Consider the following 13,334-nt stretch of genomic DNA (forward strand, 5'->3'; position numbering starts at 1 on the left):
AACCTGAGCTTAAGCTACTCGCTGTCTGCTTGTTCAGAGCTTGATGGTTGAGTGAGCAGTTCCCGTATGAAGGCCATCTCTTCAGGCAGTTTTTCACAATGCGAAATATCACCACTACAACGAACACAGGCATAGGCATACCAACCGGCATCAATCACCCGATCACGATGCGGTTCAGGGACTTGACCTGCGGTGCCTACCAATGAGCTGGCGCGTGCCAGGATATAACCATGTTGGCGTTGGCATTGCATCTGTTGCATGGGATCGTCGAAATTGTATTGCTGTTTGATTTGCATGCCGGTTTGATACAGATACTGCATTTCGACATAAACCAGTCGAAGCGGATCGCCCGTACCCAGTTGCGATACGGCGCCCGCCTGAGCGAGTAGTGGAAACATCAGCAACAAAGCCATCAGTTGGGTTTTCATGGGGCATTCCTGGGTACAATCTGCATCATCGCAGTCAGTTATCAATATCTTCCAGCAAAGTTCACGCTTTGCTAGCGTTCAGAATCAAGCACCAGGCGTGAAGACAGAGTGAAGCCTGATTCAGCTTTCAATATCCATCTTCATCACTCAGAATGTCAATCATGGACTTGTTTGATGATGAAATGATTGAGTTACAACCGTCATTGACCTTGATAAAAGGCATGGCGACCGCGCAGGCATCCCAGTTCTGGCAGTCGGTGATGACAATCAGCAGACAATCGCCATTCAGGAAAATGCAGACGCCCGGAGGACAGTGGATGTCTGCTGAAATCACTAATTGTGGAACGGTGGGCTGGGTCAGTGACCGGCAGGGCTATCGCTATGTCAATCGAGATCCGCTGACAGATCAACCATGGCCATTGATGCCTGTAACTCTGTATGAATTTGCCTGTGAGGCTGCGTCAAGAGCCGGGTTTGAGGGGTTCTCCCCGGATATTTGTCTGATTAACCGTTATCGAATCGCCAGTAAAATGGGGTTGCACCAGGATCGGGATGAGCGGGATTTTGCACAGCCGATTGTCTCAGTGTCGTTGGGCTTGTCAGCCAACTTTTTGTTTGGTGGCGAGCGACGTAATTCTTCGACACAGTCCATTCTCCTGGAACATGGTGATGTTTTGGTCTGGGGTGGGCCGTTACGCAAGTATTTTCATGGCATCAGCAAAATCTATCCCGGAGATGATCCGCTGACTGGTCCATATAGAGTTAATCTGACTTTTCGCCGGGCCTTGTAGCTTAGGCGGCCAGTCCGACTTTTCGTGCCAGCTCGACAGTTCGCATGCTGTAGCCCCATTCATTGTCATACCATGCATAGATTTTCACCTGGGTCTGATTAATGACCATGGTTGATAGGCCATCAATAATGCTGGAGCGAGGATCACCGCGAAAATCGCAGGAAACCAATGGCCGGCTCTCATAACCCAGAATGCCTTTCAGCTCCTGCTCAGCGGCCTGTTTGAGCAGTTGATTGACTGTGTCAGCATCTGTGGCTTTTTCAACCTCGAACACGCAGTCGGTCAGTGAGGCATTGGCCAGTGGTACTCGCACGGCATGACCATTGAGTCGTCCCTTCAATTCAGGAAAGATTTCGGTAATTGCGGTGGCACTGCCGGTGGTGGTGGGGATTAGATTGTTGCCCGACATTCGTGCCCGCCGCAGATCCTTGTGCGGCGTGTCGAGAATGGATTGGGTATTGGTTAGATTATGGATGGTGGTCATACTGCCATGTTTGATGCCAAGGTTTTCGTGTATGACCTTGACCACTGGTGCCAGGCAGTTCGTCGTGCAAGACGCTGCTGTGACTATCTGATGAACGGCGGGATTAAACAGATGATCATTAACACCCATCACAATATTCAGCACGCCAGATTGTTTGACGGGTGCAGTGACAACAACCCGTTTCACGCCCTGTTTCAGATACTGTTCCAGTAATGCTGTATCGCGCATTTTGCCCGAAGCTTCAATGACGACATCACATTGAGACCAGTCTGTTTCGGCAATGGAGCGATGATGGCTGACAGCAATCTGTTGACCATCGACGATGAGAGTGTTGTGGTTGGCGATTGCTTCAAATTGCCATCGACCATGCACCGAGTCAAAATTAAGCAAATGTGCCAGGGCCTCGGTGTCGCCTGCAGGATCATTGATCTGCACAAATTCAATATCCGGCCTAGCCCAGGCGGCACGTAAACACAGTCGTCCAATTCGGCCAAAGCCGTTAATCCCCACCTTGATCGACATAAAAACTCCTATTTCTGATAATTCCCGGAAAACCAGTGCCGAGTTCGATTGGCAAAGTAAACCAGTGACAGCATGACCGGGACTTCAACCAAAACGCCGACTACTGTTGCCAATGCTGCGCCTGAGTGCAGACCAAACAGTGAAATAGCCACAGCAACGGCCATCTCAAAAAAGTTTGATGTGCCGATCATGCAGGCTGGTGCCGCTATTTCATGCTCCAGTTTCATTTTCAAGGCGGCAAAATAGCCCAGTGCAAATATGCCGTAGGTTTGAATCAGTAGTGGGATGGCAATCAGCACAATCACCAGCGGTTGATTGAGAATGGTCTGAGCCTGAAAGCCAAACAGCAGTACTACGGTCGCCAGCAGCCCGGTGATTGACCATGGTTTTATTCTGGCGAGAAAGCCAGACAATCTGGCCTCGCCGCCACGATCCAGCATTAATTTACGGGTGTAGATGCCTGCCAGTAACGGCAATAAAACATATAGTGCTACTGACAAAACCAGTGTTTCCCAGGGCACTGTCAGATCCGTGACGCCCAGCAACAATGCTGCAATTGGCGCAAAGGCAAAGATCATGATCACATCATTGACGGATACCTGAACCAGAGTGTAATTGGCATTGCCTTTGACCAGTTGGCTCCAGACAAACACCATTGCCGTGCAAGGCGCCACGCCAAGCAGAATCATGCCGGCGATATATTGATCGGCGGACTGCGGGTCAACCCAGGGCGCAAAAAGTACTTTGAAAAACAGCCAGCCAATGGCGGCCATGGTAAAAGGCTTAACCAACCAGTTGATCACCAATGTCAGATACAGGCCCTGCGGCGCACGGCCGACTTGTTTGATAGCGGTAAAATCCACCTGCACCATCATTGGATAAATCATCAGCCAGATAAGGACAGCGACCAGCAGATTGACATGGGCCAGTTCCCAGTCAGCAATCAGTTGAAAGATCGAGGGTGCGATATTGCCCAGTATGACGCCGAGCACAATGCTTAAGCCGACCCAGAGACTGAGAAAACGTTCAAAACTCCCCATAGTCAGCACTTTTCCAGTTGATGCAATAATTCAGACAGTGCTTGTTTATCCAGCGTGGTGATATTTGATGCAAGCAAGCGGCTGATACGGTTGTCCAGTGTCTTCATGACATGGCTGACAATCTTGTTCTGCTGTTCGGCATCATCAATACGACTGGGATCAGGCAGCCCCCAATGTGCCTTGATCGCTTTGCCGAACCAGACAGGGCAGCTCTCGCCTGCAGCCTGATCACAGACAGTGATGACGATATCAGGATCAAAGTCAGATAATTGATCCCAGCTTTTGCTGTACAAATTACTGTGATCGATCTGCCGTTCAGAAAGGATCTTCAAGGTCAGCGGATGCAGTTCCCGGCTGGGCTGGCTGCCGGCACTGGCGACTTCAATTTCAGGGCCTGCCAGATGTCGGGTCAGGGCTTCAGCCAATTGGCTACGGCAGGCATTATGTGTGCAGAGAAAAAGTAATCTCACTGGCTCAAGCTTCATTCAGAACAGCAGTTAACTGAGCGAGCAGGGCGTTCGCCCATCTCCTGTAAGCGTTGGATTGCTTCTGAGTATGATGCGGGCGCATGGGTCAGCGTGCTGCTGATAACTGATTGCGCCCATTCCGGCATTTCAGGGTTTAGTCGATAGTACACCCACTGGCCCTGCCGTCTATCGAGCAGTAAACCAAGCCGTCTCAACTGACCAAGATGGCGTGATATTTTCGGTTGAGCCTGCTGCAATGCCTCGATAAGTTCACAGACACATAACTCATCTTCGGCAGCAATCAGTAGCAAGCAATGCAGGCGAGTATCATCAGCAAGCGCTTTGAACAGGGTGAGCGGATCAAGGATATTTTCAGACATGCGCAATCACTCAGAACCAAGGGACTGGTATATTATATTCGATTTCCCGAATATATGAAAATACGAATATGTTAGCTGATAAGCAGTTGCTGCTGGTCTATCTGAATCATGTCGCCAGCAACGATCTGGCGTCGCTTGCGTAGCTCGGTTTCGCCATTAACGCTGACCATGCCGTCGGCAATCATCTGCTTGGCTTCGGCTCCCGACGAGGCGATGCCCTCAAATTTGAGTATTTTGAATAGTTCGGTAGGAGACTGTTTGAGCTGGACGTGTGTCGTGTTGATCATGGCCTGTTCATGTGGAAGTCAAAAGGCAGCGGAGAACGCTGCCTTTTGGAGTGAATATCAGCTGACAAAGTTGATCAGGATACCTGCGGCCACCGCAGAGCCAATAACACCGGCGACATTGGGGCCCATGGCATGCATCAGCAGGAAGTTGTGTTTATCAGCTTCCAGACCAAGTTTGTTGGAAACCCTTGCCGCCATAGGTACAGCAGAAACACCGGCAGAGCCGATTAGCGGGTTGATAGGTTCCTTGATGATTTTGTTGAGGATTTTCGCCATGATGACACCGGCAGCAGTACCAATGGCAAAAGCGACGATACCAAGTGACAAAATTCCCAGTGTGGTTGGGTTCAGGAACGACTCGGCATGTAATCTTGAGCCCACGGCGAGTCCCAGGAAGATGGTCACGGTATTAATAAGTGAGTTCTGTGTGGTATTGCTTAAACGATCAACAACCGCACATTCTTTCATCAGATTACCAAAACAGAACATTCCCAGCAGGGGAGCCGCATCTGGCAGCAGAAACGCGACCAGTATCAACAGTAACAGCGGGAACAGAATCTTTTCGCGCTGCGAGACATGACGTTGCTGATGCATGCGAATCTTGCGTTCAGCTTCTGTAGTCAGTGCACGCATGATCGGCGGCTGAATCAGCGGTACCAGCGCCATGTAGGCATAAGCCGCTACGGCGATGGCACCCAGTAAGTCTGGAGACAATTTACTGGCCACGTAAATCGCGGTTGGGCCGTCGGCACTGCCGATAATACCGATTGCTGCGGCATCACCCAGGCTGAAATCAAAAATGCCGAAGTAGGAGAGCAGAACTGCGCCACCGAGTGTTGCAAAGATACCGAATTGAGCGGCCGCACCGAGAAACAGGGTTTTTGGATTTGCCAATAGCGGACCAAAGTCGGTCATTGCGCCGACGCCCATGAAAATCAGTAATGGAAAGGCACCGCTTTCGATACCGATGGTATACATCATGTGAAGCAGACCACCCGGCTCGGCAATGCCGGCAGCCGGAATATTTGCCAGTACCGCACCAAAACCAATCGGTACTAACAGCAGGGGTTCAAAGTTTTTCTTGATTGCCAGATAAAGCAACAGCATGCCAATCGCAATCATCACCGCCTGACCGAGTTCGATCTGATACAGGCCGGTGTTTTCCCATAACTGCAAAAACTTTTCCATTCAGAGATCCTCAGCCGACAGACAACAGGGTTTGGCCGACTTTAACACTGTCGCCCGGTTTGACCATGATTGAACTTACAGTGCCGCCTTTTGATGCGACGATTTGAGTTTCCATTTTCATCGCTTCAAGAATTAGCAGTACGTCACCTTCCTGAACTTCCTGTCCTTCACTCACTAAGACTTTCCAGATATTTCCAGACAGTGGAGCGCTGATGGGTTCTCCACTGGCAGCAGGTGTTGCTGCTGGTGCTTGCGTTGTGGTCGCTACCTGGCTGATATCGCCACCTGCATTGACTTCAACGACATAAGACTGACCGTTGACATTGACGGTGTATGTCTCAGGGCCTGATGACTGAGCTGAGCTGCTTGATGCTCCGCTCTGCGCGGCTGTTTCCTGAGTGGGAACAGGCTCAAAAGCATCGGGATTGTCACGATTTTTCAGGAATTTTACGGCTGTCTGACTAAACAGGGCATAAGTCAGCACATCATCGATTTGTCTGTCGCCTTGCTCAAGCTTGATGTTTTCTTGATCAGCCAGCTGAACCAGTTCGCTGGTCAGTTTTTCCATTTCTGGTTCGATCAGATCCGCCGGTCTGCAATCAATGACTTGCTGACCATCGGCCAGCACTCGTGCTTGAAGCTCCTGATTGTAAGGTGCGGGAGCTGCGCCATATTCACCGCGCAATACGCCTGCTGTTTCTTCAGTAATTGATTTGTAACGTTCGCCGGTGAGGACATTGATAACGGCTTGTGTGCCGACGATCTGGGAGGTTGGAGTGACCAGCGGGATGAAACCGAGGTCTTCGCGCACTCTGGGAATTTCAAGTAATACTTCATCCATTCGGTCGAGTGCATTTTGCTCGCGTAGCTGACTTTCCATATTGGTCAACATTCCGCCCGGCACTTGAGCTACCAGAATGCGTGAGTCAACACCACGCAGCGAGCCTTCAAACTTGGCATATTTCTTTCTGACTTCACGGAAGTAGGCGGCGATCTCCTCAAGTAAGGTGATGTCCAGCCCGGTATCACGATCAGTGCCATGGAAAATGGACACGATGGATTCTGTGGCTGAGTGACCATAGGTCATCGACATTGAAGAAATGGCACTGTCGATATGGTCAACCCCGGCTTCAACACTTTTCATGATAGTGGCGGTGGACAAACCGGTGGTCGCGTGAGAGTGCATGTGGATAGGGATGTTGACGGCAGCTTTGAGGCTGCTGACCAGTTCGAAAGCACTGTAGGGGGTTAACAGTCCAGCCATGTCTTTGATGCATAGTGAGTTGGCGCCCATCGACTCGATTTGCTTGGCCATTTCAACCCACATATCCAGCGTGTGAACCGGACTGATGGTGTAGGCCATGGTGCCTTGTGCATGGCGGTCGTTTTCCAGTACGGCCTTGATAGCCACTTCCAGGTTGCGCGGATCATTCATCGCGTCAAACACCCGGAATACATCAACGCCGTTAATGGCAGCACGCTCTACAAATTTTCTAACGACATCGTCAGCATAGTGACGATAGCCCAGCAGATTTTGTCCTCTCAGCAGCATTTGCTGGCGGGTGTTTGGCATGGCAGCCTTCAGACTGCGGATGCGGTGCCAGGGATCTTCACCCAAATAGCGGATACAGGCGTCAAAAGTTGCGCCTCCCCAGCTTTCGACTGACCAAAAGCCAACTTGATCCAGTTTGTCAGCGATGGGCAGCATGTCATCAAGTCGCATCCGTGTTGCGAACAGCGATTGGTGGGCATCACGCAGAACAACGTCGGTGATGCCTAGGGGCTTCTTTGCTTCGGTCATATTCATGGCCTTGGATTGGATTTAATTATGAAATCTGGGATCAGTTTTTCTTGTTGCGGCGGTATTTGTGGATGGCCGCAGTGAGGATAGGGATGATGGGCTGGTCAGAAGCAAGTCTGGCTGGTTTTTCCAGTTTGCTGTGAGCGAGCACTGCGGTCGGCGCAGGAATGCCTTCTTCTGGTAATTTGCCGACGCTTTTTTCATATTTTGTGATGACCCACGACATTATGGTGGTTGCCAGCACCAACACGGTCAGGAACACAAATACAAAGCCCATACCGAGCATCATCAGGTTGAGACCATCGGTCAGCAGATTGTAATCATCCATCTTTTCGAACCTCACAATTTTTTGATGAACCTGTTAGCTGAACAGTCACAAAACAGGTTGACCTAACGAGCCATTATAACATTCTTGAGCACTGTCACGATGTTTCCTGACAATCTCTTCGATGAGTGACTGTATCAGCTTGACGATTAGCAAAACGAAACAGAATAATGGCTGCAAGCTCTGTTGAATAGTCAATAACCATCTTTATCGAGCCTTGGTTCAGGTTACCCACACAGGACGAGAATTGCCTGAATGAACCTCTCGGCATTGATGGCCACAAGCACCACAGAACCGACACTCTGGTAAAGCCAGGGTGCTGAATGGACATGGCACTCCGCTTGGTTCGCAGTTAGATTCTGCATGGCCTGCCTTTGCTGTGATGCAAGTTCACGACACATTTGGATTTTTAGATGGAACATCATGTCCCTCTGATAAGCACACTGGCTGCCGGCTTCGGTCTAGCACTCATTATCGGTTTTATCGCCGAAAGACTCAAAATTCCGGCACTGGTAGGTTATCTGCTTGCAGGCATCATTATCGGCCCGCACACACCGGGATTTATTGCTGATATTGAAATTGCAGCTCAACTCTCTGAAATCGGAGTGATGTTATTGATGTTCGGTGTCGGCTTGCACTTTTCGATCAAAGATCTGATGTCAGTGCGCAAAATATCTATTCCCGGGGCGATTGTGCAAATGAGCTTTGCCACCGTGCTCGGAATGCTGGTGGCTATCTGGTGGGGTTGGGATTGGTCTGTCGGTCTTGTATTTGGCTTGTGTCTATCATGTGCCAGCACGGTAGTACTGTTAAAGGGTTTGGAAGCGCAAGGTGCGCTAGACAGTGTGAACGGGCGTATTGCGGTCGGCTGGTTAATTGTCGAGGATATTGCCACCGTAGTGGTATTGGTGATGTTGCCAGTCTTGGCTGGTTTATTAGGCAGTCAGCTGGTTGCTCAGAGCGATTTGCCCCTCTGGCAGAGTATTGCCAAGGTGGCAATTCAAATATCCGCTTTTATGGCTGTGATGTTGATTGCAGGGCGTAAGCTGATTCCCTGGCTGCTCTGGCATATCGCAGGAACAGGGTCCAGAGAGCTATTCACTCTGGCAGTGATTGCTGCCGCTATCAGTATTGCCTGGGGAGCGGCGGCGTTGTTTAGTGTGTCATTTGCACTTGGCGCATTTTTTGCCGGCATGATGTTAAGAGAATCAGAGTTCAGCCATCGAGCCGCCAGTGAATCATTGCCATTGCGTGATGCTTTTTCAGTGCTGTTTTTTGTTGCAGTAGGTATGTTGTTCGATCCGTCCGTGATCTTCGCAGAACCAATTCATGTATTGGCTACCGTGGTGATTATCGTGCTCGGAAAATCAATTGCAGCGATGGTGATCGTGTTGGCATTTCGTTATCCACTCAACACAGCGTTAACGGTGGCCGCGAGTCTGGCACAGATAGGTGAGTTTTCATTTATTCTGGCTGGACTTGCCCTGACGCTTGGCCTGTTGCCAGCGGAAGCGCTAAACCTGGTACTGGCAGGTGCCATTATTTCCATTGCGATCAATCCTCTGTTGTTTCGCACCATCAAGCCTGCACGCGAATGGGTATTGTCCCGGTCTTCATTGGCGCGTCAGCTTGAGCGACGTCAGGGACCTTTTGCTGAACTGCCTATGTCCGTACCATCGAAGTACCTTAAAGATCAGGTCGTCATTGTCGGTTTTGGCCGTGTTGGCAGTCGGGTTGCGGAGATGCTGAGTCAACTGAATATTCCTTACGTGGTGGCAGAGCAAAACCGCGAGCAGGTGGAAGCCCTGCGTAAACGTGGAATCCCTGCAGTTGAGGGTAATGCGGCAGATCCTGCGGTATTGATTCAGGCGCACATTACCAATGCGGCAATGATGGTGGTGGCCATGCCCGATGCGGTCAATGTCCGCTATATGGTTGCAACTGCCAAAAAACTGAACCCTGAGATTGAAATAGTGTTGCGTACTTACAGCGAGGAAGAAGCCGAGATGTTACACAAGGACAATATTGGCACCGTCTTTTTTAGTGAGGATGCACTCGCCAGCAGTATCAGCCAGCATATCAGCGAGCGTATGCAAGCTCAGTAGTAAGTAATTCAAGCAACGGAATAGAAAAATCAATGAACCCATCGGCGGATGATTTATGGTTTTTACCTCTTGGTGGAACCGGCGAGATCGGTATGAATCTCAATTTATACGGTCATAACGGACGATGGTTGATGGTTGATTGTGGTGTCACTTTCGATGCTGAAACGGATCTGGATGGCGAGGTGATTGTTTCGGATAGACCGCATGTACAAATGGCCGACCCTCAGTTCATTGTCGATAGGCAGTCATTGCTGGACGGTCTGGTGATTACCCATGCACACGAAGATCACATCGGGGCCGTTGCGCATCTCTGGCCGAAATTAAAATGTCCGGTTTACACCACGGCGTTCACCGCCGAGATGCTGCGTAGAAAATTGCTGGAGGTCGGCCTGGCAGACGAGGTGCCAGTGACTATCGTGGAAGCCAATGCTATCGTCGATATTGGACCTTTTCGTGTTGAATGGTTGCGGCTGACACATTCAATCCCTGAACCTTTTGCATTACTTATTACAACGCCAGCAGGTAAGGTATTTCACACCGCAGATTGGAAACTGGATGCCGCACCGGTGGTGGGTAAGCCCTATGACTCAAAAATGTTTCAGCGTCTGGCCAAAGAGCAGATTGCAGCAATGGTGTGTGACTCCACCAATGCCAATGTGCAAGGTTGGTCAGGTTCGGAAGCCGACCTTTATCAGGGTTTGAAAACGCATGTTGAAAATGCCAAAGGGCGTGTTGTCGTCGCTTGTTTTGGCAGCAATATAGCCCGGTTACACACCCTTGCCAGAATTGCAGCGGAAACGGGGCGACATCTCGGCATGTTGGGGCGATCACTCTTAAACACACTGTCGGCGGCAAGAAGTACCGGCTTATGGAACTCAACTGAGACGCTGGTTGATTCCAAACATTTGGGATATCTCCCGGCGGACAAGCTCCTGCTGGTGGCGACCGGAAGTCAGGGAGAACCGAGAACAGCACTCAACAGACTCAGTATGCGCAGTTATCGGGATATGCAACTGGAGCCGGGGGATACGGTAGTATTCAGTTCAAAAGTCATTCCAGGCAATGAACGTGCTATCGCTGCCATGATTGAACGGTTAAAGAGCCAGCAGGTTGATATCATTACAGCGGAGAATAGTCGTTTGCCAATTCATGCCTCCGGACACCCCGCGGCAGATGAGTTGAAGTCTATGTATCAGTGGGTAAAGCCTGATTGTGCGATCCCGGTTCATGGTGAGATGCAGCACCTTAAAGCCAATGCTGGCATTGCAAAATCGGTGGGTGTCAGATTACAACTGCTGGGGCTCAATGGTGACTTGTTTCTCATCGCACCGGTGCCAGGGATTCGCAGAAATGCGGTTAAAGCGGGAAGACTAGGCCTGAAAAACGGCAAACTGATTCGGATATGAGATAAGCGTCAGGCTTTTACGTCGAGACGAGGTGCACGCCTGTCTGACGAGACTCTTCGTTCGATGGTGACTTTTTGGTTCCTGTGATGTCTGCGCTCGTACTGTCTGCGTCTTTCCTGACCGGATTCATCGGGCGTTCTGTCTTCAACTTTGGGCACGGGGACAGTGACCTGCGTACTAGGCGTGTATACGAATAGCGGTTGAGAAAGTCTGGGAATCTCGTTCATTACCAAGGCCTGTTTATCGTTACAACTACTATAGCGGTTTGATTTTCAAACACTTTAGCAATAAGTATGCTGGGGTAAGCAAAAAAGGATGAGCATGAAGGCAAGGTTGAAAATCGGTTTGGCTCTGGGAAGTGGTGCTGCCCGAGGCTGGGCTCACATAGGTGTGCTCAAGGCACTTGAGGCAGCAAAAATTCGACCTGATATTGTCGCAGGCAGCTCAATTGGTGCACTGGTGGGAGCGGCTTATGCGGCAGGCAACATGAGCGTGCTTGAGCAGGCATTGATGAAGCTGACACGATTACAGACAGCGCGTTATTTCACTATCAATACAGGCTTTACCGGATTTATCAACCAACAAAGGCTACATGCTTTTTTGAGCGATCATGTGGCGGCCGAAGCACTGCAGATCAGTGATTTGCAAGTGAAGTATGCCAACGTCGCCACACAACTGAATACCGGAAGAGAAGTCTGGCATACCTCAGGATCTGTGCTTGATTCTGTCTGGGCTTCCATGGCAGTTCCGGGCTTATTTCCGGCCGTCAAGATTGATGATCACTGGCTGGTTGATGGAGGGCTGGTAAACCCGGTGCCAATCTCGGTCTGCAGGGCACTGGGAGCTGACGTAGTCATTGCTGTTAATTTGAATGGTGATATCGTAGGCAAGCACTTTGAACGAAATCTACAACAAACTGTCCCAGCCGAACAACCGCCCGATGATTTTAACTTATTCGACAAGTTGAGTGACTATGTTGGTAAGCAAAAAGAGCGTCTGTTTGCCAGTGGGCACGACGAGCAACAGCCGCCGGCATTGTTTGATACCATTGCAGCATCCATCAACATCGCTCAGGATCGAATCACACGAAGCCGAATGGCAGGCGATCCGCCAGATGTGTTACTGCAGCCTCGCTTATCACATATCGGCTTACTCGAATTTTATCGGGCAGCGGAAGCCATTGAAGAAGGCTACGCCTGTGTTGAAAAAATTCTGCCTGACATAGAGCTGTGTCTGGGCCGAGGTTGATGATGATTGTCAGCCAGCTGTTCCTTACTTAAACTTGCGCATCCAATTGTGAGCTGAATCGAAGATATGGAATTTATCATACTGATTTTTTTAGTAATTTTAGTTGGGTTGTTTTTGCTCTGGAGTAATCGTCGCCGCGATAAGCAAAAGCAACAGACAATCCCTTACATCAAACATCCATCGTTGCTTAATCAGAATGAATACCTCTGCTTCAAGGCCATCAAGCAAGCGGTTGGCGAGCGCTACGATGTGCATTGCAAAGTTCGCTTGTCGTCTATCATTGCTGTCGATAAGAACATCAATAAATCCCTATGGGCCAGTGCTACCGAGCGCCTGAGTAAACGTAAGGTCGATTTTTTGCTGACCGATGCCGAGAACAGTCAGATTGCCTGTGTCATCGAGCTGGATGACAGCAACCCTCATCGTTCAAGAAAACCGCGTGATGTTTTCAGCCGGGAAGTGCTCAGCAATGCCAAAGTGCCCTACATTCGTCTGGATACCATGCCAGTCTATGACGCCGAAGAACTTTCTGAATTGATAAGCACTGCGGTTACACCACCAGCTCAGGCGTCGCTTGAGTCGGAGCCGGAAGTAGAAATTGATTTCAAAGTAGTGATAGAGCCCGAGGACAGTGCTGAGCGCCAACGTCGCTCAAACTAGAACTTTGCGCGTTCACTTCTGAACCGACAGATTCCCAGCCCACCAACGCCACAACCAGCTTCTTGAGAGTCGCACTGTATGCTGGTTTATCTGGACAATTCATTTAATGCTGGATTGTTTTTATCTATCTTGTTTGTTATTGATTATTTTCCGATGATGGGTCGTGACTAATTGAGGAATGGGTCTCAAAACATAATCCCAT

14 protein-coding genes are annotated in these 13,334 nt (G+C 49.9%); 5 read left to right on the forward strand and 9 right to left on the reverse strand.

What is annotated here, in order from left to right:
• Positions 1 to 14 precede the first annotated feature (14 nt).
• A complete protein-coding gene (locus tag MPL1_RS08100) occupies positions 15 to 428 on the reverse strand; it encodes a hypothetical protein (RefSeq protein ID WP_009726642.1) in 414 nt (137 codons plus the stop codon).
• A 152-nt stretch (positions 429 to 580) separates the two neighbouring features.
• Between MPL1_RS08100 and alkB the strand changes: the two genes are divergently transcribed.
• Complete coding sequence (gene alkB / locus MPL1_RS08105) at positions 581 to 1,219, forward strand: DNA oxidative demethylase AlkB (protein WP_040577012.1); 639 nt, start codon at positions 581 to 583, stop codon at positions 1,217 to 1,219.
• A 1-nt stretch (position 1,220) separates the two neighbouring features.
• On the opposite strand, the gene MPL1_RS08110 is transcribed toward alkB, so the two are convergent.
• The 8 genes from MPL1_RS08110 to MPL1_RS08145 all read right to left on the reverse strand — a co-directional run bounded on the left by MPL1_RS08110 (position 1,221) and on the right by MPL1_RS08145 (position 7,716).
• Positions 1,221 to 2,225 (reverse strand): ArsJ-associated glyceraldehyde-3-phosphate dehydrogenase, encoded by a 1,005-nt coding sequence (locus MPL1_RS08110; protein ID WP_009726644.1) that lies wholly within the window; start codon positions 2,223 to 2,225, stop codon positions 1,221 to 1,223.
• Between the two features lie 8 nt (positions 2,226 to 2,233).
• Positions 2,234 to 3,265, reverse strand: coding sequence for an ACR3 family arsenite efflux transporter (gene arsB, locus MPL1_RS08115; RefSeq protein WP_009726645.1), 1,032 nt, complete (start codon positions 3,263 to 3,265; stop codon positions 2,234 to 2,236).
• Between the two features lie 2 nt (positions 3,266 to 3,267).
• Positions 3,268 to 3,750, reverse strand: a complete 483-nt coding sequence (locus MPL1_RS08120) for an arsenate reductase ArsC (RefSeq protein WP_009726646.1) — start codon at positions 3,748 to 3,750, stop codon at positions 3,268 to 3,270.
• Positions 3,747 to 4,112, reverse strand: coding sequence for a metalloregulator ArsR/SmtB family transcription factor (locus MPL1_RS08125; protein WP_009726647.1), 366 nt, complete (start codon positions 4,110 to 4,112; stop codon positions 3,747 to 3,749). The genes MPL1_RS08120 and MPL1_RS08125 overlap by 4 nt, the downstream gene beginning before the upstream one ends.
• Before the next feature lie 71 nt (positions 4,113 to 4,183).
• Positions 4,184 to 4,399, reverse strand: coding sequence for an RNA-binding S4 domain-containing protein (locus MPL1_RS08130; protein ID WP_009726648.1), 216 nt, complete (start codon positions 4,397 to 4,399; stop codon positions 4,184 to 4,186).
• Positions 4,400 to 4,456: 57 nt separating this feature from the next.
• Positions 4,457 to 5,587, reverse strand: coding sequence for a sodium ion-translocating decarboxylase subunit beta (locus MPL1_RS08135; protein ID WP_009726649.1), 1,131 nt, complete (start codon positions 5,585 to 5,587; stop codon positions 4,457 to 4,459).
• Between the two features lie 10 nt (positions 5,588 to 5,597).
• Positions 5,598 to 7,388: a sodium-extruding oxaloacetate decarboxylase subunit alpha gene (gene oadA, locus MPL1_RS08140; RefSeq protein ID WP_009726650.1), complete on the reverse strand. Its 1,791-nt coding sequence runs from the start codon at positions 7,386 to 7,388 to the stop codon at positions 5,598 to 5,600.
• A gap of 40 nt (positions 7,389 to 7,428) precedes the next feature.
• Positions 7,429 to 7,716 carry an OadG family protein gene (locus MPL1_RS08145; RefSeq protein WP_009726651.1) on the reverse strand — a complete coding sequence of 96 codons (288 nt, stop codon included), beginning with the start codon at positions 7,714 to 7,716 and terminating at the stop codon, positions 7,429 to 7,431.
• Between the two features lie 410 nt (positions 7,717 to 8,126).
• Here MPL1_RS08145 and ybaL point away from each other — a divergent pair, with 410 nt between their 5' ends.
• From ybaL to MPL1_RS08165, 4 genes are all read left to right on the forward strand, one after another.
• A complete protein-coding gene (gene ybaL, locus MPL1_RS08150; RefSeq protein WP_009726652.1) occupies positions 8,127 to 9,818 on the forward strand; it encodes a YbaL family putative K(+) efflux transporter in 1,692 nt (563 codons plus the stop codon).
• A gap of 32 nt (positions 9,819 to 9,850) precedes the next feature.
• Positions 9,851 to 11,224 carry a ribonuclease J gene (locus MPL1_RS08155; protein WP_009726653.1) on the forward strand — a complete coding sequence of 458 codons (1,374 nt, stop codon included), beginning with the start codon at positions 9,851 to 9,853 and terminating at the stop codon, positions 11,222 to 11,224.
• 321 nt (positions 11,225 to 11,545) lie between these two features.
• Positions 11,546 to 12,472, forward strand: coding sequence for a patatin-like phospholipase family protein (locus MPL1_RS08160; RefSeq protein WP_009726654.1), 927 nt, complete (start codon positions 11,546 to 11,548; stop codon positions 12,470 to 12,472).
• Positions 12,473 to 12,538: 66 nt separating this feature from the next.
• Entirely contained in the window at positions 12,539 to 13,132 is a 594-nt protein-coding gene (locus MPL1_RS08165; protein WP_009726655.1) for a DUF2726 domain-containing protein, read from the forward strand.
• Positions 13,133 to 13,334 lie beyond the last annotated feature (202 nt).

The organism is Methylophaga lonarensis MPL (genome assembly GCF_000349205.1).
In the GTDB taxonomy this organism is placed as follows: domain Bacteria; phylum Pseudomonadota; class Gammaproteobacteria; order Nitrosococcales; family Methylophagaceae; genus Methylophaga; species Methylophaga lonarensis.